This window comes from Blautia sp. St.27G3 (assembly GCF_059728505.1).
In genome coordinates, this window is record NZ_BAAGFO010000002.1 from 770,946 (window position 1) to 794,070 (window position 23,125).

Annotated in this window: 21 protein-coding genes; 4 read left to right on the top strand and 17 right to left on the bottom strand. The window is 47.2% G+C overall.

What is annotated here, in order from left to right:
• Window positions 1-42 precede the first annotated feature (42 nt).
• Window positions 43-1,101 (top strand): LacI family DNA-binding transcriptional regulator, encoded by a 1,059-nt coding sequence (locus AC6I2O_RS13160; RefSeq protein WP_497742874.1) that lies wholly within the window; start codon window positions 43-45, stop codon window positions 1,099-1,101.
• 33 nt (window positions 1,102-1,134) lie between these two features.
• On the opposite strand, the gene AC6I2O_RS13165 is transcribed toward AC6I2O_RS13160, so the two are convergent.
• Window positions 1,135-1,902, bottom strand: a complete 768-nt coding sequence (locus tag AC6I2O_RS13165; protein ID WP_497742875.1) for a GNAT family N-acetyltransferase — start codon at window positions 1,900-1,902, stop codon at window positions 1,135-1,137.
• Window positions 1,903-1,970: 68 nt separating this feature from the next.
• Complete coding sequence (locus tag AC6I2O_RS13170; RefSeq protein ID WP_120391917.1) at window positions 1,971-2,543, bottom strand: TetR/AcrR family transcriptional regulator; 573 nt, start codon at window positions 2,541-2,543, stop codon at window positions 1,971-1,973.
• A gap of 162 nt (window positions 2,544-2,705) precedes the next feature.
• Here AC6I2O_RS13170 and AC6I2O_RS13175 point away from each other — a divergent pair, with 162 nt between their 5' ends.
• On the top strand, window positions 2,706-3,245 hold the full coding sequence (locus AC6I2O_RS13175) for a flavodoxin domain-containing protein (protein ID WP_120391918.1): 540 nt from the start codon (window positions 2,706-2,708) through the stop codon (window positions 3,243-3,245).
• Window position 3,246: 1 nt separating this feature from the next.
• Here the strand turns inward: AC6I2O_RS13175 and AC6I2O_RS13180 are convergent, their stop codons facing one another.
• Genes AC6I2O_RS13180 through AC6I2O_RS13195 form a run of 4 tightly spaced genes read right to left on the bottom strand, consistent with a single transcriptional unit; the run spans window position 3,247 to window position 6,410 of the window.
• Complete coding sequence (locus AC6I2O_RS13180) at window positions 3,247-3,753, bottom strand: glycerophosphodiester phosphodiesterase (RefSeq protein ID WP_497742877.1); 507 nt, start codon at window positions 3,751-3,753, stop codon at window positions 3,247-3,249.
• A complete protein-coding gene (locus AC6I2O_RS13185) occupies window positions 3,707-4,750 on the bottom strand; it encodes a glycerophosphoryl diester phosphodiesterase membrane domain-containing protein (RefSeq protein WP_147412271.1) in 1,044 nt (347 codons plus the stop codon). Before AC6I2O_RS13185 ends, AC6I2O_RS13180 begins: the two co-directional genes overlap by 47 nt.
• Window positions 4,708-5,256: a GNAT family N-acetyltransferase gene (locus AC6I2O_RS13190; protein WP_497742878.1), complete on the bottom strand. Its 549-nt coding sequence runs from the start codon at window positions 5,254-5,256 to the stop codon at window positions 4,708-4,710. Before AC6I2O_RS13190 ends, AC6I2O_RS13185 begins: the two co-directional genes overlap by 43 nt.
• A gap of 59 nt (window positions 5,257-5,315) precedes the next feature.
• Complete coding sequence (locus tag AC6I2O_RS13195; RefSeq protein ID WP_497742879.1) at window positions 5,316-6,410, bottom strand: fibronectin type III domain-containing protein; 1,095 nt, start codon at window positions 6,408-6,410, stop codon at window positions 5,316-5,318.
• Between the two features lie 457 nt (window positions 6,411-6,867).
• On the opposite strand from AC6I2O_RS13195, the gene AC6I2O_RS13200 reads away from it, so the two are divergent.
• Window positions 6,868-7,950 (top strand): hypothetical protein, encoded by a 1,083-nt coding sequence (locus tag AC6I2O_RS13200; RefSeq protein ID WP_120391923.1) that lies wholly within the window; start codon window positions 6,868-6,870, stop codon window positions 7,948-7,950.
• Here AC6I2O_RS13200 and AC6I2O_RS13205 read toward each other — a convergent pair.
• The 6 genes from AC6I2O_RS13205 to AC6I2O_RS13230 all read right to left on the bottom strand — a co-directional run bounded on the left by AC6I2O_RS13205 (window position 7,928) and on the right by AC6I2O_RS13230 (window position 15,552).
• Window positions 7,928-9,346: a M24 family metallopeptidase gene (locus tag AC6I2O_RS13205; RefSeq protein WP_497742881.1), complete on the bottom strand. Its 1,419-nt coding sequence runs from the start codon at window positions 9,344-9,346 to the stop codon at window positions 7,928-7,930. The two genes, AC6I2O_RS13200 and AC6I2O_RS13205, sit on opposite strands and share 23 nt — an antisense overlap.
• 11 nt (window positions 9,347-9,357) lie before the next feature.
• Window positions 9,358-10,677 carry an ArgE/DapE family deacylase gene (locus AC6I2O_RS13210; RefSeq protein WP_497742884.1) on the bottom strand — a complete coding sequence of 440 codons (1,320 nt, stop codon included), beginning with the start codon at window positions 10,675-10,677 and terminating at the stop codon, window positions 9,358-9,360.
• A 24-nt stretch (window positions 10,678-10,701) separates the two neighbouring features.
• Window positions 10,702-11,667 (bottom strand): ABC transporter permease, encoded by a 966-nt coding sequence (locus AC6I2O_RS13215; protein WP_497742885.1) that lies wholly within the window; start codon window positions 11,665-11,667, stop codon window positions 10,702-10,704.
• Window positions 11,645-13,147: a sugar ABC transporter ATP-binding protein gene (locus AC6I2O_RS13220; protein WP_497742886.1), complete on the bottom strand. Its 1,503-nt coding sequence runs from the start codon at window positions 13,145-13,147 to the stop codon at window positions 11,645-11,647. The genes AC6I2O_RS13215 and AC6I2O_RS13220 overlap by 23 nt, the downstream gene beginning before the upstream one ends.
• A 114-nt stretch (window positions 13,148-13,261) precedes the next feature.
• Window positions 13,262-14,383, bottom strand: coding sequence for a substrate-binding domain-containing protein (locus AC6I2O_RS13225; RefSeq protein ID WP_497742888.1), 1,122 nt, complete (start codon window positions 14,381-14,383; stop codon window positions 13,262-13,264).
• A gap of 170 nt (window positions 14,384-14,553) precedes the next feature.
• Window positions 14,554-15,552, bottom strand: coding sequence for a LacI family DNA-binding transcriptional regulator (locus tag AC6I2O_RS13230; RefSeq protein WP_497742889.1), 999 nt, complete (start codon window positions 15,550-15,552; stop codon window positions 14,554-14,556).
• 488 nt (window positions 15,553-16,040) lie between these two features.
• On the opposite strand from AC6I2O_RS13230, the gene tnpC reads away from it, so the two are divergent.
• A complete protein-coding gene (gene tnpC / locus AC6I2O_RS13235) occupies window positions 16,041-17,477 on the top strand; it encodes an IS66 family transposase (protein WP_497741574.1) in 1,437 nt (478 codons plus the stop codon).
• 131 nt (window positions 17,478-17,608) lie between these two features.
• On the opposite strand, the gene AC6I2O_RS13240 is transcribed toward tnpC, so the two are convergent.
• The 5 genes from AC6I2O_RS13240 to alsC all read right to left on the bottom strand — a co-directional run bounded on the left by AC6I2O_RS13240 (window position 17,609) and on the right by alsC (window position 23,111).
• Window positions 17,609-18,997 carry a M24 family metallopeptidase gene (locus tag AC6I2O_RS13240; protein WP_120391929.1) on the bottom strand — a complete coding sequence of 463 codons (1,389 nt, stop codon included), beginning with the start codon at window positions 18,995-18,997 and terminating at the stop codon, window positions 17,609-17,611.
• Window positions 18,998-18,999: 2 nt separating this feature from the next.
• Window positions 19,000-19,959, bottom strand: coding sequence for a D-allose transporter substrate-binding protein (alsB, locus tag AC6I2O_RS13245; RefSeq protein WP_497742891.1), 960 nt, complete (start codon window positions 19,957-19,959; stop codon window positions 19,000-19,002).
• Between the two features lie 80 nt (window positions 19,960-20,039).
• Window positions 20,040-21,122 (bottom strand): Gfo/Idh/MocA family protein, encoded by a 1,083-nt coding sequence (locus AC6I2O_RS13250; protein WP_120391931.1) that lies wholly within the window; start codon window positions 21,120-21,122, stop codon window positions 20,040-20,042.
• Window positions 21,123-21,141: 19 nt separating this feature from the next.
• The gene (locus AC6I2O_RS13255) at window positions 21,142-22,107 is read right to left on the bottom strand and encodes a zinc-dependent alcohol dehydrogenase (RefSeq protein ID WP_497742892.1); all 966 of its coding nucleotides are present in this window, start codon (window positions 22,105-22,107) and stop codon (window positions 21,142-21,144) included.
• A gap of 11 nt (window positions 22,108-22,118) precedes the next feature.
• Window positions 22,119-23,111: a D-allose ABC transporter permease gene (gene alsC / locus AC6I2O_RS13260; RefSeq protein WP_120391933.1), complete on the bottom strand. Its 993-nt coding sequence runs from the start codon at window positions 23,109-23,111 to the stop codon at window positions 22,119-22,121.
• Window positions 23,112-23,125 lie beyond the last annotated feature (14 nt).

Consider the following 23,125-nt stretch of genomic DNA (forward strand, 5'->3'; position numbering starts at 1 on the left):
CCAGAAGTGCAGCACGCTCGTCAAAAAGCAGAAAGGATTTTTATGGCAACAATCAAAGATGTGGCACGAACGGCCCATGTAGCGATCTCAACCGTATCGCATGTCATCAATGGAACGAAATATGTCAGCGAAGATGTCAGACAGCGGGTGGTGTCCGCCATCGAAGAACTGCATTACTCCACAAACTATGCCGCGCGGAGCATGAAAAGTAAACGCAGCATGCAGCTCGGTTTTGTCGCGCTTGATATGTGCGGCCTTTTTTTTCCGTATGTATTAAAGGAAGCAGCCAAAATTGCTTCTTTCAGAGGATATTCTGTTACCATTTCTGATTCCAACTGTGACTTTGAGACAGAGAAAAAAAATATAACTGATTTGATTATGAGACAGGTCGATGGAATTGTGTTCAGTTCCATCGTAAAAAAAGAGTCAATGAAAGAATACGCGAATTATCTGCACGATCAGATCCAGAAATCCGGAAAAGATATCAGACTTGTATCGTTAGAACGAGATTTTTCACCGTATGGCATTGATTCGATCTGTGTCGATACGTATCATGGCGCATGTCAGGCCATGCAGCATCTGATTGACGCAGGATGCCGCAGCATTGCCCACATATCAGCTCCAGTTGGTACCGGAGATGATCGTTACAACGCCTATCTTGACACTTTAAAAAAATACAGACTTCCCATGAACAACCGGTTGATTTTAAGCGGCGATCTCTCCCATAACTCCGGATATGAAAAAACGCTGGAGCTACTCAGTCACCAGCTTCCCTTTGACGGAATCTTTGTCGCCAATGACCAGATGGCGATTGGGGTGATGCAGGCACTCTTAGAGCATCACTTCCGAATCCCCGAGGATGTAAAAGTTCTCGGCTTCGACGATGTATTTGTCTGCCAGATGCTCAATCCCCCGCTCTCCTCGGTACACGTGGAAAAAAGACGGCTTGGCAGATCAGCCATGGAGCTTTTAATTGATGCAATCGAACAGGAACCAGGTGACGGCAATGTACGAAACGTACACTGTGAAACGCTTTCCTGCTGCCTTGTACCACGAAAATCCACAGATTCAGATTATAATTCATCCCTTGATCGGACATAAAAAAGCTGGATTCAATAAAACATTGCCGCTTTCTCAGTAACCCCATATTTCATATGCAGTATATGCATGGCTGTAGTGGTATCCCAGTTTTTCCGCCAGTGCAACAGACCATCTATTTTGCGCATCCCAGCTCGGATACCATCCGCGCGCCAGGCACTCCAGGATCAGCCTGGCGCCTGCCGCGTACGCAAGCCCGCGCCTGCGGTAATCCTCCCTTGTGTCAATCTCGATCTCAATGCCGCCCGGATAGCTTGAATAAGAAGACGCTCCGGATACGATCTCATCCCCTTTCAGGACAGCCGCCCCCAGACCGCTCGCGCGATATTTCTCATACGTATCGTACTGCGCAACAAAATCACGGCACCAGGGAATCTGCCTGCACTGTTCAAACAGTTCTTCGTCTATCATCCTGATCTGATATTCTTCCGGAAGTCCCGCAGCCGCCCGTTCCAGCGCCTTGCGGTCAAACAGATCGCCTTCCTTTTTCATGGCATATCGTGTCACTCGTTTTGCCTTCTCCCCATAACACGTCTCAATACACCTGGCCCACGCTTCCTTTTGAGGCACCATAATGATAAAATCCTGCTTGCAGTATTCCGGTTTGTAAGCTGCCAGCTCCGGTTCCGGCACACCTGCCAGAAAACAGAAATCCCCCAGCATCGCCATCGCAGAGTCCGGATGGTCTCTGTCTTTTACAAAAATATGCCCCATCACCTGTGAAAGACAGGACCAGATCATTGTCTCCTGCCATTCTCCGAAAATCCGCGCCGTTTTCGCACACTGTTTTTCCTCATAAATCATAAATTTTCCCCTTTCTCCCGCACAAATAGAATACTTTTCTCCCGCTCTTTGCACATGGCATACGCCTCTCATTTCCCTGATTCTGCCTGCACGGCGGGCCTGATAAAATGCAGCAATGCCTTCCCGACTCTTCTGGCATAATGCTTCGGCCCTTCCTGCATACCAGATTCCACCCACCGCTGCAAAAGCAATCCGAAACCACCGGCAGAATAACTGGCAAAGCACTCAATTTCCCAATCTTCTGGACTTTGTTCACTGTTTATACGATTTTTGACTACCGCAGTCGCCGCACGGCCGATCTCACAGTACAGCATATCATCCAGGCCGCACTGATGCATCAGAAGCAATACTTCTTTGTGGCAGTACCAGAACCCGAAATAGTCCTCCGCAACCCGAAGAAAATGATAATTTTTCAAAGCAGGAAATGTCCTTTGATATTCCCGGCACAATCTGCCAAAATATCCATGCAGTACATCCTCTTTCCCTTTGTACAGCCGATAAAAAGTCCTGCGCGCCACATCTGCTCTGTCCGAAAGCTCAGAGACCGTAATCTCGGCAAAAATTTTCTCCCCCATCAGCTGAAACAATGCATCCTCTATTCTTTTCGCCGACTGCTCCTTCTGCCTTACATGTCCGTTCATCCAACCACCCTCATTCTGTCACAATACCACCGGTTATGTAGCACTTTCCCACAATTCCTTGCTTTTTTCCCTCTGCCACGATATAACTTAGTCATCAGTATACTACAAATAGCAGCCCAAAGCACTATAGGAACAATACAACAATAAAGGAGTCCTTCATTTATGAAAAAAACAGTCGTTGTATATGAATCAAAATACGGTTACACCAAACAATACGCCAACTGGATCGCCGCAGCCTTATCCTGCCCCGTTTATGAACGAAAAAATTTTTATCCCGCAAATTTCGCCTCTTATGATGTGATTGTATACGGCGGCGGCCTTTATGCTGGAGGGATAAGCGGACTCAAACTGCTCACCCGAAACTGGGACCTTGTAAAAAACAAACAGGTCATTCTTTTTACCTGCGGACTGGCAGACCCGAACAATCCAGACAATGTTGCTCATATCAAAGAAGCAATGAGCAAAACGATTTCCCCGGAAATCCTGCAAAACATCGCCGTCTTCCACTTAAGAGGAGGCATTGATTATTCCAGGCTGCGTCTGCCGCACCGGATGATGATGTCCATGCTCCGTAAAATGCTGCTAAAAAAAGAGCCCTGCGATCTCACTTCTGAAGACCGGGAGCTCCTTGCCACCTATGGGAAAAGCATGGACTTTACAGATCAGAAAAGCATTGCGCCTCTTGTGAAATATATTCTTTAATTTATTCAAACATTTTCATATATTCCATCAAAAGATCGCTGTACCTGCTTTCGTACACGCACTGCTTGGCCAGCTCAATATCATCCGTGATGATATTGTCCACATTTTTTTCAATCATCTTATGGATGCTCTCCTGCGTATTTACAGTCCACACATAGATCTGTTTCATACCGGCATCGCGAATGATATCCACCACGCATTTTTCAAATTCCGTTTCATGGCCGGTCAGTTTCAGCTCTATATTCAGTTTGATACCGCTTTCCTTTACAAACTGAACCACCTCCGAAAGCAGTGGAATCTTCTCCCCTGCATATGCCGGTTCAAAAAAACTGCCCGCATCCAGCTTCTCAATCTCCTCATACGTCATATCCCAGGTATTTTGATTCACGCCTGTTGTCCTTTGCAGATTAGCATCATGAATCACAATAATCTGCCCGTCTTTGCACTGCTGCACATCCAGTTCAATCCAATCTGCGCCAAGCTCCTTTGCCCCGCGAAACGCTGCCATCGTGTTTTCCGGGTAAAAAGCCGAGGCCCCTCTGTGCGCTGTAATCTCCATAGTCCGGATACTCAATCTGCGGATTCAACTTCCCAGAACACAGCAGATATCCAAGCCCGAAGCTCCCGACCAGAACGATACAACTTGCGATCACATACACGCCGCGAAGCAATCTCACGCTGAACCCTTTTTTGTTGTACGGCGGCGCTTCGCTGTACACCGGCTCCTCTCCTGTTTCTTCCTTATGCTTATAATACAGCACACTCACACAGCCATAACTAACCGGCCCCGCCAGCATACCGGCAACCGTAACTGCAAACAGAAGCTTCATCCAGATCACCGTTGAAGCCACCCACTGAAGCACAAACACACTGGAAAGCAGATTCGTCACAGCCAGTGCAGCAGTCACTACAACAATAAAAAACAATACCAAAAATACGGCTGGCACCAACTGCACCCAAAGCAAACCAAAAAAATCGCGAAATCTCTTTTTCTGTCCGAGCCGCGCGCTCTTTTTTCTCGCCTCCGCAAAAGAGCAGCCCTCCAGCGTAAAATAATGAAACGCATACAGCCATCGCATCATCAGCGCAAGCAGCAGTACCGTTACAAAGCAAAGCAGCAAAGATAAAAATCCATCTGCCGCAATATAATCAAGAATAAACTCCGGTATGGAAATCGTTGTCAAAATACTCGATCCCAGTCCCAAATTCAGAAAAGGAACAAGAAGCAATACTACCAGAAGCAACAGAAAAAACAGAGCAATTATCGTAAACGGCTGCATCAAAAACGGAACAATATTTTCCAGCGTCAGATACGTGTACCCACTGGCCTTCATTATCCAGTCAAATATATTCCACAAAAGCGGCAAAAACAAAAGCCCGGACGCAAACTTATAAATCAGTTCAAAACCAGCAAGCGCTTTCCAGTTGTACAATACAAGCGCCCCAACCTCCCGGATTCTCCTCATCTCTCTTGGCTTCTCTCCCAGTCCTCTTTCGTTAGACACGTAATGTGCTCTGTCCGGATCTCATCCATCAGCGCCCAGTAAATATCTTTGTTCGTGTGATGGTACGTAAATCCGCACTTTTCCTGCACACGCTTTGATTTTTCATTCCCATCAAAATAACCGCACCAGATCTTCGCAAGCTTCAAATCCTCGAACCCGCGCCGTTGCAGCCGCAAAACCGCCTCTGGAATCAGCCCCTGTCCCCAGAACGGCACGCCAATCCAGTAACCGATTTCGCCCTCCGTATCCGGCAAATCCAGATTGCTGTCCTTTCCAACCGTCAGCCCGATACTGCCAACCACTCTGTCATCCTCTTTCAGGCAGACAGCATAAACCTCGGACGCCGACAACACATCCCGAATAATCTCCCTGCTGTTCTCCACACTCGTATGCGGCGGCCACCCAGCCACCGGCCCTACCGCCGGATTCTTCGCATACTCATACAATGCTTCCGCATCCGCCTCACACCACGGACGCAAAATCAACCGCTTCGTCTCCAACTGCATTTCTATCACCTATCCTTTCTCACTTTTGTATCATTTGTCCAGGTACGTCCGCATATATATCACGTTGAATACAAATCCCTCAAAATCTGCTCCGCTGTCTTATTCCTGTATTTCTCCGGATCTGTCATCACCGCATCGCCGGAAAGATCCCACCGCATCTGCGAAAACTGGGTCAGATAGGAGCTTCCTTTTGCGCAATTCGGATATTTTCTGTACCATTCCGGGTAATATTTCTTCATATACTTGCGTGCCAGCTTGACTGCCTTGCTCTCCGATTTTCCATTTCGATCCGGTGTTCCAGCCAACTGTACCCCCGGCGGGCTGGAATGTAACAGCACAACGCTTCCATCGCTGCACTGGCCTACTACGAGGTAAACGTGTCCGGATGAGCTCATAATATCTCCGGCTCTGTAATTTTTCACTTTTCCTTTTTGGGTATACGTTCCCCAACCTCTTGAAGCAAAATTTTCTGCCATCTGATCAGCCAGCATGACATAACCTGTTTTTCCGTTTTCCGTATTTTGTATATTGTAAATGCACCACCCGATATAGCCGGAACAATCCAGCCCATTTGCGATCTGGTACCGTGTTTTCCTGTAATCATACGCGCTCGTCTGTTTTTGAAAAAATTGCTTCCATTTTGGGCTGACACCGATCGTCCGCGCCTCCCTGCCTGCTCCCGTATCCGCCTCATTCCAACCGCCGCCCCACACATACATCGTAGAACCAACGGGCTGCAGCGCAGTCTGAAGCAATTTTTTCAGAGTCGATTTCTGTCCGCGAACCGGCATTTTGACTTTCATTATTTTGCTGTAGCTCGTATATTTCGTTTTTCCGTTCTTTTTCTGATATCCTCGGACGCAGAAATAATACGTTTTCCCTTGTTTCAAATCCGTAACAGTCACACGTGTTTTCTTCGTGGTTTTAATTTTTACACGATTTCTGCCAGAAGCATTTGTCCGATACACCTGATATCCCGTCAGTTCTCTTCTTCCGGCCCATGAAAGAGTAATACTCTCTTCGCTCTTTTTCACCTTTAAAGACAGCGCTTTTTTAGAAAATCCTGCCTGCGCTGTCACAGAAATACTGAGCGCCAGAAACAAAAAAAACAGCGCTCCTATTTTGCTCCCTCTTTTTCGAATTATGTTTCTCACACCGTCTATTTCAGCCCCCTACACAAGAACGTTGTTGTACAAACAGCACGACACTCGTGTGATACAACAACTTATTTTCTTTCATTCTACCTAAATTCAATCTCTCTGTCAATTTCTCTGTGTTCCACACAGCGATACAGCTCCTGCTTTGCATATCCGTTTCTCAAACATGCAGCATGCCGGATAATCCTGAAAATAGAAGAGCAAAAACCTGTTTTATATCCATGTCTATAGTTGAAACCTATATACATTTATGTTACGATACCATCATTATTCTTACCGGTTCTAGATACCGCACGGACATAAACGGACTTCCCTGAACATCACGGGCACCTACAATCTACTGTTCAATAGGTGTTTCTTATATGGAAGAAATATCAGATTCTCGCCAAACATGCAGAAAAATTTTTACAGGCGCTGAAGAATACTCTTGCAGAAATGGAAGGAGACTTGGAACATGAACGTATATTACAGTAAAAAACTGTGGGGACGTGACCGGTATGCCAAAAAACTGACACCGGTTCCGCTTCAAAAAACAATCCTCTGGGAAAAGCAGGAGCTTTTTATCCCCGCTGTTTACGTTGGGAAAGCAGGTGCTGTCCTGGATGTCTGCGAAAAAATTTCAGTGGACGACATGGCTGCATTTCTGAAAAAATGGAACCAGGAACGCCGGCTTTCCCTCAAAACACAGGAAGAGCTGGAACAGTTTGACGCAGAAAATCCAGGCAGCAAAGATTTCATGACAGAGATGAGCCTGAACGACAGCCCGCTTACATGCAGGATCAGCGGAAGCCTGATGTGGTACCCGCCTGCTATTTCGCGGATGACTGCCAACGAAACGGATGCGCCGGACGAGGACCGATCTCCTGCCATACAAACTTCCCGGTCCGCCGACTCGAAGGACGCAGAACCAGCCTCGGATGACGACTGGCCAAATGATAAAATCGCAGAAGAACTGATGAATGCTTACGGCTGCGACCGAACCTGCTGTTGGCACTTCGGACGGGTTTCCTACGAGTGGAAGTCAGAGCCTGTCCTGGCGCCGCAGAAGATTTCCCTGTATTTCCAGATCCGTCCCGTTCCGGTTACAGCCGGGCATTTTATGACAGATCTCTCAAACCGAACTGAAAATATAGAAATCGTTCATCCCATAAGCGGACAGAAATATGATCTGACTATACTGGAATGTGAACAGATGCAACACCATTTAAGCTTTACACAATTCGGACGAAAAGACATCGTCTATCCGGAACATTCTCTGATACTCGCCTACCGTATATCCCCCGAAATCCCGGACAGCCTTTTTACCATCCGCGACTGTTCAGACGGAGACCATCCAAGAAAAGCAGATACCTCAGAGATAGATCAGAAAAATCAGTGTCTTTCCTCCTCTGTGTTCGTGATCGGCAATCACCGCGGTCCCGATCACACAGCAGCTTCCTCCCTGTATTTTGAGCCTGTTTCCACTGTGCAATGGAGGGCAGTCTTCCATATAAAGAAAAAAGCCGATCTTCAGATCAGCTTTTCGGTTCCAGATTAAACGATACCTTTTTCATCGCATACCCTTTTTTCAGCAGATACGGATTCAAAATCCCCTGCGTATTGTACAGCGGAAGCACTTCCTCTTTCAGGTGAATGCCAAGCTCCTCTGCCATATACTGTCTCCGGTATTGAATCCGTCCCCATATTTCGGGATACTTTTCCCTGAGTTCTGTTCGCAGCTGCTCATCTGCAAGCAAAATACCGTCCTCAATATTGCTCGTCGCGTATCCGTGGCCCGGCTCTGGTATGATATCGAGCTGAATCATCTGACCGCTGCAAAACGGAATCTGGGAACCCGGGAAAACCGGTGAATTCAGCCATTCTTCTGCTGCCAGACCGTGCCCCGGATTCAGGCTCCAGCCGTATTGCTCTTTTGGAAAAATCTGCTGCACCAGCGCATAAATCTCTCCTCCGGTCACGCCAATCCCGATATTTTCATACCACGTAACCGCGGCTGCGAAGTAAGGCTTTACAACTTTTTCATAATAATCCCTGCTCTCCTCTGGCAAATCCTCCGGTCCTTCTACCAGATACCCTGCTCTGCAGGAAAGCCCCCCGCGCATTGCCCAGCACAGCGTCAACGGATCGCCCTTTTCCATCTTTTTACCCGACGGACTTACCAGTCCTGTCCTCGTGCGGTGCCCGGAAGAAACATTGCTGTGGCATGAGAGCGGCAATCCCCTGGGATTAAAGCAGGAACCCACCTCAAGCTCAGTGACGCCCTCCCCTAGTTTTTCCCACGCTGCAAGCATCCCGTTTGATACCATCTCTGCCGCGCATGCAAAAACTGCGGCCTGCTCCGCCTCCATATAATTCCGAATCCCAATTCCCGGACCAGCCAGGAACTTTGTGATATTGACCAGACGTCCCGCTTCACCGACTCCTCGGTACAGGCTGTCCAGGATAAATCCAGGAAGGTCAAAGCTCTGCTCCGAGTCCAGCTGTTTCCAGCCCGCACAGCCAAGCTTCTGCCCTTTTTGAACGCCTGCGCTCTGAAATCCTTCGTCCAGCGTATGCCCCTGCATCGGCTGTCCCGGAAGCGACAGCACCGGACACAGAATCCCGCGCAGCGGTACTTTCGCATGTATGGTCAGCGGCAGACATTCGTTTCCAAGCAGCGCCGCACATGTCCCATCCTTCCATACGATTCCAACCGCTTCTTCAAACCAGATATCAATGCCAAAAAAGTATTCAAAGTTCTGATGATGCTCCCTGTCTGCATAAATCACAGCTCCGTCAAGTCCACGCTGCGCAAGAAGCTCTGTCAGTTTTCTGATTCTGTTTCCATATACGCAGGCAGGAATCTCCGGCTGCTCCCCCGCCGCAGTAATCTGCGGCAGGGAAATTTTCTCATAGGAAACCTGGTCTGCACCCGTTATGTTCCATTTTGCCATTTTTTCACTCCTTATGATTCTGATGCCTGACACCAGTCAAGAATCGTAAGCGCCATTGTCTTCGTTGCCTCGATCAGCTCCTCCACCGGACACATCTCGTCATTGCTGTGTGCCTGGCGCGGGTCACCAGGTCCAAAGTTGATAATCGGGATCCCGGCTTTCTCTACCCAGCCCATATCTGTATGGAAATAACAGCCCTCTACTACCGGTTCTCTTCCGAGTTCGGTCAGATTGTTCTGAATCGTCTGCACGAACGGATGGCGCACATCCGTCTCCCCGCAGTCTGCATTAATCTGCCACTCAAGCACCGGAGGATGCTCCATCAGCCACGGATCTGTCTGGCAGACGCCCTTTATCATATCCTCAATCTCTTTCATAACAAGGCTTCCGCCGCCCTTTTCATCGCGCTCACGCGGAAGGTAGGTTGCATCAAAGTAAATCACAGCCTTGTTAGCGTAGGTCGAAATAAATTCACCCATTTCCACTTTGCCTACGTAAATCTGGCACGGCACACGCAGCAGCGGATGCGTCTTTGTGATCGTCCATTCTTCATTCATGCTGTCAAAATGCTCCAGGAACATCCTGGCTTTTTTAATTGCATCAACCGCTCCGCCTTCTCTCCAGTCCTGGCGCGGGAGCTCAATATGGCCGCTTCTTCCTTCGATTGTGAGCTTGCCCCAGATTACGCCGCGGCAAAGCGGAGCCACCTGAAGGCTTGTTGCCTCTGTCATAATACAGGCGTCCGGGCGATAGCCTTTTTCTACGTAGGCCAGCGTTCCGATTCCAGGATTCTCCTCCGCCACGACAGTCGCAACCGACACATCGCCGTCCAGAGAAATTCCTGATTTTACAACAGCATCCACTGCCATGATCATGGCTGCGATTCCGCCTTTCATATCAACGGCGCCGCGCCCGTAAATGTTTCCGTCCTTCACCTCGCCGCCAAACGGGTCATGCGTCCAGCCGGTGCCCCTTGCCACGGTATCAATATGGCCCATCAGAACAAGGCTCTTTCCTTTTCCGGTACCCGCGCCCTTCACGGTTGCCACGAGGTTCGGCCTGTCCGCAGCATCAAAATCCGAGGAGTATCCCGGATAACCTTCGTATTTTGAGAGAGCTTCCACATCCGGCTCCCACATCTCGACCTGTGCCCCGAGCGCCTCCATATGCTCTTTTACAACCTGCTGCACGCGCCCTTCCTTTGCCTCTCCCGGCTCATGGTCAAAATACGGATTTACCGACGGCGTCTGTATCAGTTTCCTCAAAAATTCCACCACTTCATCTCTGTTTTCCTCAATCCAGTTCAATACCTGTTCTTTTCTGCGATCCATTTCTATCCTCCCGAATTTTTAAAATTATGCTTCCCGCTCCTGCTCAATTCCAAATGCGATTGCAAGCAGGAGTATAATACCCTGTACAATTTTCTGCTGTGCTACGTTAAGTCCCATGATAACAAGTCCGTTTGAAATCATTCCAATCATCAGGGAACCGATCAGCGTTCCTATAATAGAGCCCTTGCCGCCGCTCATAATTGTTCCGCCAAGTACAACGCCCGTGATCACCTGCGTTTCCGCTCCCTCACCGAACGTACAGCGCCCGGTATGCATTCTTCCGGCATACAGACAGCCCGCAATGCCTGCCATCAGCCCGCAGAACAGCATCACAAGAAATTTGATTTTTTCCGTATTAATTCCGCTGTACTTCGCTGATATTTCATTTCCGCCTACTGCCAGCACCTGACGGCCATATTTCATGTGGCGGAGCATCAGATGCCCCAGAATAACGGCTGCTGCCATCCAGATCAGCAGAATCGGTACCGGACCGATATTTCCTGATCCGAAAATATTATTAAACAGCGTGTCCGCAATCGGTACCGGCGAGGACTGCGTTGGCAGAAGCCCGATCCCGTATACAATTCCCGATACAGCCAGCGTGGAGATAAATGCCGGCATTTTCAGCTTTGCATACAAGAATCCGTTGCATGCCCCGACCATCAGTCCAATTCCTGCGCCCCCGAGAAAGGCCAGAAGAATGTTTCCGCCTTCGCGCAGAATAATCGCTGCAATCAGGCTCGACAGGCCGACCGTTGAACCAATGCTCAGATCAATTCCGCCTGTGCTGATTACAAAGGTCAGACCGACTCCCATAATTGTCAGCGCCGCTGTCTGCCTGATAATGTTCAGCGCGTTCGCTGCCGTAAAAAATCCTTTGCCCCTCAGTGTGATGGCAAAGAAAATGACCACCAGCAAAAATGCAATATAAATCGTATATTCTCTTACCACCCGCAGTATTTCTTTTTTATTCATAGCCCTGTATCGCACGCTGCAGTACCTCCTCGCCTTCTATATCCTTCCGCATGATTTCCTGAATCTTTCTGCCGTCCTTCAGTACCAGAATCCGGTCAGAAACAGCCAGCAGCTCGTTTAATTCGCTCGATACAAAAATAACTGCGCAGCCCTGATCCGCCAGTTCACGCATCCGGTAGATGATTTCTGTCTTTGCTCCAATGTCCACTCCTGCCGTCGGTTCATCCAGCATCAGAATCGTCGACTTATTTGCAAGCCACTTCGATATGACTACCTTCTGCTGGTTGCCGCCGGAAAGCAGGCAGACATTTTTCTTCATATGGTCTGTTTTGATGTCAAGATTCCGAATCTGTTCTTCTACAATCGCTTCACCCTGCCGGTCTTTCAGAAAACCATATTTTCTGATCTTATCCAGAACGGTAATCAGTACGTTTTCTTTGACACTGTGATCCATTACAAGACCCTGTACACGCCTGGACTCCGGAATCAGTGCAATTCCCTGTTTCATGGCATCCTCGGGCGCCTGGATCCGGCATTCCTGCCCGTTCACCAGAATCACTCCTGCATCCGGTTTTAATAAGCCGAAAACAGAAAGCAGGGTTTCGGTCCTGCCGCTTCCCATCAGTCCCGCAATTCCCAGGATCTCTGAGGGATACAGAGAAAAGCTGACGTCCCTGACCCGTTCCCGGTAAGTAAGGTTTCGCACCTCCAGCGCCGGAGTTGCCTCCATGGAATAGCTTCTTGGAATCCACTCAAATTTTTTATCCATTGCAGAACCCACAATGTACGATACAATGTGATCCATCGGAATCTTTGACGCTTCATCGCTGATTACGATCTTACCGTCGCGCAGCACCGTAATCCGGTCGCAGATCTGATAAATTTCCTTCATCCTGTGGCTGATAAAAATGACGGAAATATCCATTTTCAGCAGATTCCGGACAATCTCAAATAATGTTTCTGTCTCGTGCTCTGTCAGCGCTGAAGTCGGCTCATCCATGACAAGTATTTTTACATTTTTAGATAATGCCTTCGCGATCTCCACGATCTGCCGGTAGCCCACGCTCAGTTCTTCTACCTTTTTGCGCGGATCAATCTCTATGCCAAGTCCATCCAGAATCTTCTTCGCCTTTTCAACGCACGCCCTGTTATCCAGCAGCATGTTCCGTTTTCTGGGTTCGTGCGCCAGAAAAATATTTTCTGCTACTGTAAGCGTTGAAATCAGGCTGAATTCCTGATAAATCATGCCGATGCCATGCTTCCCTGCATCCAGGACATTCCGGATTTCCACCTTTTCCCCATCCAGAAAAATTTCTCCTTCATCGGCCTGATAAACTCCGTTCAGGATTTTCATCAGCGTAGATTTTCCTGCCCCGTTGCCTCCCATCAGTGCGACAACTTCCCGTCGGTTCACCTGAAAATCCACGTCCTTTAAAACAGATACGCCATTAAAGGATTTTTTAATCCCTTTCATTTCAAGCAGAGGCTTTGCCAAATCATTCCCCCCTTTTATTTGAGCTGGTGTTGCATCTTGGATGCTCCACCAGCTCTTCTTCAAGTTTCCTTCTTTATCCTGCTTTTTTCAAACTGTTTTTATACATGCATATTTTTAGCCGATTGCATCGAGGATCGCCTGGGACGGCTGCTCGCCGTAACACTCTTCCCAGCCTTCCACAATGTTATCATGCGTAACGGCAAGACCCGGTACTGCAACGAATGCCGGAGCTTCTTTCTCCAGGATTCCATAGCAGCCAAGAATAGCCAGCGCTCTCGCCTGCGCCTTGATACGCTGCGCCGCGATACCTGCCACCATATCATTCTGTGCCAGTGCCAGAGCTACGTCCTCGCCGAGGTCGCATCCTGTTACGGCAAATTCATCCTTGCCGGACGTACGGGCTGCCGCTGAAATAACAACGCACGGCTCATCATACCAGCCAAATGCGCCCTTCAGGTCAGCATGCTTCAAAAGCATTGCATTCATGGCGTCTTCACAGTCCACAGCCGCTTCGCACGGAGTTGCCTCTGCAATTTCAATATCCGGATACTCTGCTGCCATTGTATCCATAAAACCGATCTTTCTCTGCTCTACCGGATAAAGATTTACATTGCGGTAGCACATGCCGACCTTACCTTCTCCTCCGATTGCGTCTGCAAGAAGCCTTGCTGCAATCACGCCGTTTCCATAGTTATCAGAAGAAACACAGCCCACATAGTCCGTTCCTGCCGTCATTCCTTCTCCGCTCGCATCCATAAACACAAGCGCAATCCCCGCATCTGTCACCTTCTGCCATGCGTCGCGTGTCCCCACTGCATCCACAGGCTCTCCGATGATAATATCCGGCTTCATGGCAATCACGGTCTCAATATCCGCCACCTGCTGTTCTGTGCTCAGGCCTGCGTCCGTCACAGCCACCACTTCAATACCAACCTCCGCAAAAAGCTCTGTGATAAACTGGGTATGCTTTGTGATATACGTATCGCCCCCCTGATGCCAGCAGATCGCAGCCGTGTAATTGCCCTCTTTCAGCGTTGCTACTTCCTCTTCCGTAAGTCCAAGCAGGGCTGCGGATTCCGGCACTTCCCCGTTCGGTCCTTCCTTTGCCGCTACTTCCTCCGGAAGCGCATCACTCACGATAATTGCATAATCAGCCTCCGCTGCCAGACAGACTGTTCCTGTCAGCATTGCCGCACATAAGGTTCCCGCCAATATTTTTTTCAACTGTTTTTTCATAAAATAATCCCTTCTCTCCATTAAATAATATATACTTATTGAACTGCTACCTCATCCCACTGATTCTTTGCATTCGTCTCTGCCCCAAAAACACTCCGGCGTCCCTTTGCGTTTCCTTCGCAGCGCATTCCTCCTTTCTCTTTTCGGGCGCGCAACTTAATTTATATAAATTATTTTTTTCTCACACTTTCTCTCGGAACAAAAACAGTGCCAAGTTCACTGTAAAGAACCGTCGACAAATTTGCCGTGATCTTATTTGCCAGCATATTGATGCCTACTTTTCCCATTTCTTCTTTAAATACATGTACCGTAGACAGCGCCGGCGAACTGACCGCGCTGTACGGAAGATCATCAAAACCCACCAGCGATATATCCTGCGGAATACTATATCCTGCCTCTGTCAGCGCTTTCATCACGCCGAATGCGATCATATCGTTTACCACAAAGTACGCCTCTGCCGCCTTTCCGCCGTTTTTCAGATACTGCTTCATATCTTCGTAGGATTCCTCCATGGACGGACTGATCTCCACACGGTATTCTTCCCGAATCGGAAGTCCCAGATCCTGCATAGCCTGCCGGTATCCCTTTTCCCGGATCAGGAAATTATCGATCTTCACCTTGCTCTGGATAAATCCTATCTCCCTGTGTCCGTTTTTATATAAATACTTTACAATCTGATAAGATGACTTCTCATTTTCTGTAGAAACTGAAGAAAATGCAGCCTGGTCAAACCGATTGTCCAGAATAATAACCGGCGACGGTATCCCCTCAAATCTCCGGACGTCTTCTTCTGACATTTCCGTTGCCAGCAAAAGAATCCCGGCTGACGCATCCCGGCTGATCTCCTGCAGCATTGCCTCATAATCGGAACTGCGCTCATCCAACGTATTGATCTCCAGCTTCATGCCATTTTCTTTACAGGCTGACTCAATTCCCTCGAACAGGCAGGAAAAAAATGGTGTGTCATCTAAAATTTTTCCATTTTTTTTATATAATACCAGACGAATCTTTTTTGTCTTTTTTGACTGCAAATATCCCATCTCATTCGCTATCTTCATAATCTGCTTTGCAGTCTCCGCATTAACGCCTGCTTTTCCGTTCAAAACATTCGATACAGTAGCCAAAGAGTATCCTGTCTTCCCACTTATCTCTTTTATGCTTACCCTCATTTCCCGTCCTCCTGATTTAATTATATAAAATTTTTGTATTTTGTCAATATATTTTTTATATAAAATTTAATCAATTATTTTATATATTTTCATTCTTCTTTATATGTATTTTTCTTATGAATATTTTACACATATTTCAGCATTTTTCCGTAACTATTCAGCACCCCGTTTAGTGCATATTGATTTTTGGTCAAAACAGAGAAAATAAAATTTCTGTTTTACCATTACTTTATCACGAAAAGTGGATAACTTTTCAATATAACTGCCAAGTGCTTTTGGCCTGTGGATTATGGCATCATCAATCCTTGATCACAGCCTAATAATGGACTATTTGTCAATTTTATCCGAGAGTTATCGGCAGTTAATCTCTGATTTTTTCTGGTTATCCACCGTCATTTTGACAGTACACCAAAACGATATGATTCGCTTTTTGGCTCATTTTCCGTTAAAATAGAAGTATCAAATTTTATCGGAAGAAGGTGGTCCGGTTGACAAACGATGAACTGATTAAACAGTTATTACAACAAAATGAAGCATTATCAACAACTATCGCTGCTCAGACTCAGTTGATTGCCCAACTCAATCAGACCATACAGGAACTGAAGGAACAGCTTAACAAGAATTCCAAAAACAGTTCCAAACCGCCATCCAGCGATGGCTTTAAAAAGCCTGCCCCAAAGAGTCTCCGGAAGCCATCCGGGAAAAAAGCTGGCGGGCAGAGCGGACACCAGGGAACACATCTGGCGGTGATAACAGCTCCGGACGAAATCGTCAGGCATATGCCATCCTCATGCGGAGGATGTCCGCACTATCAGATGTGTAAAGGCACCGCATGCATCGCAGAAAAACGCCATGTGATTGATGCGGTTGTTACAGTCAATGTAACAGAACATCAGGCACTGGAACTTCCAATCTGTATGCTGCATGGGGACACCCGCAGAGGAGAATTCCCTTCTGATGTAAAAGCAACCGTACAATATGGTGAAAACCTGCAGGCACTATCTGTCGCATTAAACACCGTGGGTGCAGTCAGCATCAAACGCACTCATGAGATTCTTTCCGGAGTATTTAACATTCCGATTGCAACAGGAACGATCAGCAGCATGGTAAAAAGATGCGCTGACAGCCTGAGTGAAACAGTCGGTAAGATAAAGGATAAGATGATCGGTTCCTCACTTGGACATTTCGATGAAACCGGAACCAGAGTGGATAAAAAGCTCTGGTGGGTTCATGATGCCTCAAACTGTGAATATACCTATCTTGATATCAGTCCCAAACGTGGGACCGAAGGCATGGAGCAATGCGGTGTTCTCCCAGAATTCAGAGGGATTGCCATGCATGACTGCTGGGCTTCCTACTGGAACTACTTGGATATACGGCATGCAGTCTGCTGTGCCCATCTACTCCGTGAGCTGACAGGGATAAATGAAAATCATCCTGACCAGAAATGGACATCTGCGTTTATAAACCTTTTACTGGAAATGAAAAAGGTCAAAGAGAAAGCGATAGAGAAAGGCAAGGACTCTCTGAGCTATTATCACTATCATAAGTTCGATAAGAAGTATGATGAACTCCTCGAACTGGCAAGGAAAGAAAATCCTCTTCTGGAAACCACAGAGAAAAAACGTGGACGGAAGAAAAAGGGAAAAATCCTTGCCTTGGTAGAACGCCTTGCGAATCACAAGGCCTCGGTCTGCCTTTTTATCCATAACTTCATGGTTCCGTTTGATAACAACCAGGCAGAGCGTGATCTTCGGATGATAAAGGTTAAGACCAAAGTATCCGGCTGCTTCCGAACTGAAGAAGGCGCCAGAGATTATCTGAAAATCATGTCCTACGTTGGTACGGCACATAAGCAGGGATACAATGCTTACGAAGCAATCAAAAATGCAATTTCAGGCCACCCTAATTTCATCTTTGAATAGTGTTGGCTCTGAATAGTTACATTTTTCCAATGTTTTTTTCAGGCACAAGAAAAACCCTCTCCAATCCAAAATTCAATTTTGGACTGAAAAGGGTTTAACCACCAGCCTGCAACACCCGGGCGTTTTCTTATTTACTTTTCCGCCAACACCTGCAGCGCCTGGCCTTTTTTCAGCAGCATTGGCCTCACATACCCGCAGATATCGCTTAAAGGCAGTGTTTCTTCTTTTAAATTGATACCCAGAATCTTTTTCATATAGTTTTTCCGATTCTGTATCCGTTTCCACGTCTCCGGATAAGTATTCCGAAGTTCTTCCCTCAGATTCTCATCTGCTATCGCAACTCCATCCTCTGCACTGATTCCTGTATATCCGCTAAGGTGCGGGGTAATATCCATTTGGAGCATCATACCGCTTTTTACCGTGACACATGAGTCTTTAAAAAAAGGAGAGGCCATCCACTCTTCCTGCCCTGTCAAATGCCCCGGATTCAGCGTCCATAAATATCGTTCAGGAGGCAGCATCTCTCTGACCATCTCATAAACTTCTGCGCATGAAACGCCAAGCCCGACCATCTCATACCAGCTGACCACTGTTTTAAAATATGGAATAACCAGCTCTTTCATATACTCTGTTTCCGATACATGGAGATCTTCCTGCCCCGCAGCTACATACGCTGCCCTCGATGTCAGCCCTCCACGTAATCCCAGAGTTATTGAAAAAGGATCTCCGGCCAAAATTTCCCTGTTTCTTGGAAAAACAACTGCGTTTGCAAACCGGTCTCCGGATGCGCAGATCGTCGTCACTGTAATCGGCTGTCCTTTTACATTCATCTTTTCCGCAATTTCCATCTCCGTCTTTCCCGGTTCGACCGAATTCAGTGCATCCAGCACCAGGCCAGATGCCATACCACTCCCAAATTCATAGTGTGCCAGCTCATTCGCATTCACTGTGATACGTACTCCATTCTGAGGATCTATAAAAATGGAACAGGCATTTACAACCCTTCCGTTTGGATTGCAGGCACGTACTGCATCCAGTATAAATGCCGGCAAATCGATCAATTCCTCATTCTTCTCATTCCGGCTGGTAAACAGCTTCCAGCCTGCGCATCCTATTTTCATGTTATCTGTGATTCCGGCTGCATGCATCAGCTCTTCCATCGTATGATCCGGCAGCATGGGCTGATATGGCAGTGAGAAGTGGGGAACATGTATAACCCGCGCTTCAAGGAAGCTGTGCCGTGCCATTTTTAAGTTTTCATTTCCTAATAAGACATACCTGTCTCCATTTTTATGAAGAACCAGAAGACTTTCTTCAAATCTCGGCTCATACCCGGTCAGATATGCAAAATTAGCTCCGTGCTCACGGTCGGCATAAATAAGCAGCGCATCCAAACCGGATTTTTGAATTGCAGCCATTACTTTCTGGTAATGCGTTTCCATCGTTCTTTCATTTAACTCAACAGGTACATAATTTCGATGTAGCGGCGGTTGGGCTACAGCTCCATATACAATTCTCATATTTATTCTTCTTTCGCAATCAAATAAGCCGGAATTGCCTCTGAAACAGGTTCTGCCTCAATATCAATTGCTTCGCCCTTTTCTACCACTTCCAACATAAGCTGTAACGCTCGGGCGCCTACTGCTCCCGGATCCTGGGCAACCGTTGCGGCCAGCTCTCCGGCTTCAATTGACGTTACCGCATCTTCATTTCCATCCGTCCCAACAATTATAATATCCTCGCGCCCTGCTTTTTTTGCAGCCTCTACCGCCCCAAGAGCCATTGTGTCATTGCCGCAGTAAATTGCCTTTAATTCCGGATGCTTGCTAATATAATTCGTTGTGACATCGTAAGCTTTCGTTCTGTCATAATCAGCCGGCTGCACGTCTACAACCTCAAGTCCGGCTTCTTCCATGGCGGCAATTGCTCCATTGCAGCGTGCTTCACCTGTCGGATTTCCTGCTTTCCCGGCAATAACCGCCACCTCGCCGCCAGCCTCGCCAAGCTGCTTCGCAATATACTCTCCGCCCAGACGTCCAATCTGATCATTATCTGACGCTACAAAGGAATAGATCGCCCCTTCTAATCCCTTTAAGGCTTCCAAATTTACCTTTTCATCAATATTTACAACGTAAATACCCTTTTCTGTTGCTTCTGCAATCGGCTGCACAAGGTTTTCAGAAGTAATCGGTGCAACGCAGATCGCTTTATACCCTTTGGAAATTACATTTTCCATAAGGGTAACCTGCCCTTCCACATCCTCCTCCGTATTCGCGCCATATACATCTACTTTTACCCCCAATTTCCCGGCCTCTTCCAGGATACCGTCCTGCATGTCGGACCAAAACTGATTAGAAAGCGGTTTGATTACAAATGCATATTCCGCTTCCTCCGCCGCATTTACAATGCTCCCATACGCCATACCTGACAAAAGAACACACAACCCTAACCCAATACCACATACCTTTCCTTTTTTTCTCATACCTGCATCTCCTTTTCTTTTATTTTTTTTGTTTCTATAGACAACCGCACAGTTCTAAACGCCCACTGCACAGCTAACTATCAAAATCTGCTTTGAATCTCTACAGCGCTTCCATCGCCAGGCTGCTCCAAAGCAAGCATTACCTCTAAAACATGGTACGCAAAATCTCCATTCGCGCAGTGTAACCGCTTTTCCTCTATCGCATTCAACATATCAACCAATCCAAGCCCACGGCTGTTATCGCTGTTTCCAAACAGATAAGGAATCTCAAACCACTCGTTTTTTTCCAGGTCATGGTGTATCCTCTCCAATCTTTTATACCGCACCATCTTCCCTGCCCCAAACGTATCAGGATTTGGAATAACCAGCGTTCCATCCGTCCCCATAATTTCCATATCAAGGCTTGCTTCGCTGCATGCGTCAAATGTGATAATAATTGTGGATACTGTTCCGCTTTCATGTTCCAAAATTCCTGATATATAGGTAGGAACCTCTACTTCTATTTCCTGTCCGTACCGCTCTTTGCATGTCATTTTTCGAATTCCATACGTCTTTTTTGCAACACTTGAAACACGCCTCACAGGTCCGAGCAGATAGGCCAGCGCGGATATGTAATAAGGCCCCCAATCCAACACAGGCCCGGCTCCTTTTTTATAAAAAAACGCAGGGTTGGGATGCCATGTTTCCGGGCCAAACATAATAACATTGCATCTTGCTCCGATCGGTAAGCCGATCCATCCGTCTTTTATCAGTTTATGTCCGGTCTGTATTGCCGCTCCCATATATGTGTCCGGCGCGCAGCCAATATGCAGTCCCTTCTCACGTGCAATTTGAACTACCTCTGCCGCCGCTTTCAGATCAGTACCAAGCGGTTTTTCACAATATGCGTTTTTCCCTGCCAGAAGTGCCTTCTTGCACAGTTCTGCATGCGTACCGGGCGTCGTTAATACAACTATGGTTCTGATCTCCGGGTTTTTGCATAACTCATCTGCATTATCATACACATATGGAATATGATACGTTTCTGCAGCCCGCTCAGCGAGTACCCTGTTCGTATCACAGACTGCGCATACCTCAACTCCTTCGAACTGTTCCCGGAGATTTTTCAAATAAACAGCGCTTATATTCCCGCATCCTATGATTCCTATTTTTCTGTTTTCCATCCTTCTCTCCCCTTCTTTCCTACTCCGGAACTATAATTCCCTTCAGGTACCCTGCCGGCGGATGCTCTAATGCTTCAAATGCTTTCTGTATCTCTTCAAGCTTAAAACGGTTTGTAATCATATCTTTCGTATTTACTTTACCGGCAGCCAGCAATTCAACGGTACGGCGCAGATCGTCATGCTGGTCTGATGAAAGTCCTCCATGCGCAACAATAAGTACTGCTGACTTTCTGACGCCTTCCCGCAGATCCAGTTCCTTTGTTATCTGTTCATGCGAACTCATCATTAAAAGGCGTCCACCGCCTGACGGCCGAAGATAACGCAGACAGTCGTTTAAAACTGCCGGAATCCCGGTTCCTTCAATCACAAAATCTGCCAAATGCCCGTTTGTAATCTCCTCCAGCCGCTCTTCAACCTGTTCCTTCCCGGGATTGATCGTATGCGTCGCCCCATACTGCTTTGCAAGTTCCAGCCGTTCTTCATTAAAATCAATGGCAGTCAGCGTTGTAAGAAGATTACCCTTTAAAAGCTGGGCCGCCCATAATCCCATACATCCGCAGCCGACTAAAACCGCATGATCGCCTGCTTCCGGTTTTGCCTGACGTATTACATTCAGTGCGCACATCACCGGTTCACAAACCGCTTCTTCCATTGGCACATTCGGAGGCAGCTTCACACAATGTTTCGCTGTTACACAGAGATAATCCGAAAATCCGCATTGTTCATCCGGTTCGAAAAGCGTCGTGACGCGATCTCCGGCTTTCAGATTCGTTACCAAAGAACCAGTTGCGACAACCTCACCGGCAACCTCATGTCCAACCGGCTGCGGAAAGGTTCCAATCAGCCCCTTCCAGTGATTCAGTTCATAATGACATAATCCGCAGACTGCCACTTTAATCAACACCTGCTCCGGTCTGGGCTCAATCTCTGCCTTTTGAAGCTCAAACTTTCGTATTCCTGTCAAAAAAGCTCTTCTTGTCTCCATATACATCCTCCCTATCGTTTATTTCCTGATCCAAAGAACCGGTCTAATGTAACAGCCGCTATGATCAGCACTCCCATTGCAATTGTCTGATAGTAAGAAGAAAGTCCCACCATGTTCAGCCCATTATTGATTACGCCTATGATGAGTCCCCCCACAACTACTTTGGGTATCATTCCCTGCCCCCCAAAAAAGCTGGTTCCTCCTATGATGACTGCTGCAATTGCATGCGTATCATACCCTGTTCCGGCAGTTGGTTCTGCCGCCGCAAGCCGGGCTACATTTACCATACCTGCCATACCTGCACAAAGCCCCGATATCATAAAGGCCAGCAAAAAATGCTTTTTTACGTTAATTCCCGCATACCATGCCGCCTGCTGATTTCCGCCTACTGCATATAGATTTCTTCCAGCCTGTGTTTTCATCGTAAAAAATATAAAAATTCCGGCTGTAATCAAAACAATAATGATTGGAATTGGTATCAGATCAAAAATTCTTCCCCCCACGCACTTGGTAAACTGAATTGGAACGCCGGAAACCGCGCGTGCATTTGATACAATCATCGTCAGCCCTCGCAGAATTGACTGCATGCCTAATGTGATGATAAATGGCGGTAAGCCTGTGACATTAATCAGAAAGCCATTTACCCCTCCAATCAGAATGCCAAGAAGGATTGTCCCGATCAATACAGCCAATGCCGGAGGCATTCCAAAATCTACCATAAGTTTTGCCGTAACCACTCCGGATAACGCAAGTATTGATCCGACAGACAGATCAATTCCTGCAAGCAGAATTGCAAAAAATTCACCGCAGGCCAAAAGAATTGTAATAGAGCTCTGCTCGATAATCTTAATAAAATTTGACCCTGTCATAAATGCCTGCGGTTCCAGGATACCAAATACAACGACCATAAGAACCAAAATGGCAACTGTGCTGTATTTTTCCCAATAATCCGTAAATGTTTTTTTCTTTCTCACATTCCTGTCTTTTTCTGCTGACTTACTCATCCCGTCTCCTCCCG

Coding starts and splice junctions, on each gene's coding strand:
- AC6I2O_RS13225 (WP_497742888.1), bottom strand. CDS start 14,383: ATGAAAAAACAGTTGAAAAAAATATTGGCGGGAACCTTATGTGCGGCA.
- AC6I2O_RS13250 (WP_120391931.1), bottom strand. CDS start 21,122: ATGGAAAACAGAAAAATAGGAATCATAGGATGCGGGAATATAAGCGCT.
- AC6I2O_RS13175 (WP_120391918.1), top strand. CDS start 2,706: ATGAAAAAAACAGTCGTTGTATATGAATCAAAATACGGTTACACCAAA.
- AC6I2O_RS13160 (WP_497742874.1), top strand. CDS start 43: ATGGCAACAATCAAAGATGTGGCACGAACGGCCCATGTAGCGATCTCA.
- alsC (WP_120391933.1), bottom strand. CDS start 23,111: ATGAGTAAGTCAGCAGAAAAAGACAGGAATGTGAGAAAGAAAAAAACA.
- AC6I2O_RS13165 (WP_497742875.1), bottom strand. CDS start 1,902: ATGATTTATGAGGAAAAACAGTGTGCGAAAACGGCGCGGATTTTCGGA.
- AC6I2O_RS13240 (WP_120391929.1), bottom strand. CDS start 18,997: ATGAGAATTGTATATGGAGCTGTAGCCCAACCGCCGCTACATCGAAAT.
- AC6I2O_RS13200 (WP_120391923.1), top strand. CDS start 6,868: ATGAACGTATATTACAGTAAAAAACTGTGGGGACGTGACCGGTATGCC.
- alsB (WP_497742891.1), bottom strand. CDS start 19,959: ATGAGAAAAAAAGGAAAGGTATGTGGTATTGGGTTAGGGTTGTGTGTT.
- AC6I2O_RS13255 (WP_497742892.1), bottom strand. CDS start 22,107: ATGGAGACAAGAAGAGCTTTTTTGACAGGAATACGAAAGTTTGAGCTT.
- AC6I2O_RS13210 (WP_497742884.1), bottom strand. CDS start 10,677: ATGGATCGCAGAAAAGAACAGGTATTGAACTGGATTGAGGAAAACAGA.
- AC6I2O_RS13230 (WP_497742889.1), bottom strand. CDS start 15,552: ATGAGGGTAAGCATAAAAGAGATAAGTGGGAAGACAGGATACTCTTTG.
- AC6I2O_RS13205 (WP_497742881.1), bottom strand. CDS start 9,346: ATGGCAAAATGGAACATAACGGGTGCAGACCAGGTTTCCTATGAGAAA.
- AC6I2O_RS13190 (WP_497742878.1), bottom strand. CDS start 5,256: ATGCAGTTGGAGACGAAGCGGTTGATTTTGCGTCCGTGGTGTGAGGCG.
- AC6I2O_RS13170 (WP_120391917.1), bottom strand. CDS start 2,543: ATGAACGGACATGTAAGGCAGAAGGAGCAGTCGGCGAAAAGAATAGAG.
- AC6I2O_RS13180 (WP_497742877.1), bottom strand. CDS start 3,753: ATGGCAGCGTTTCGCGGGGCAAAGGAGCTTGGCGCAGATTGGATTGAA.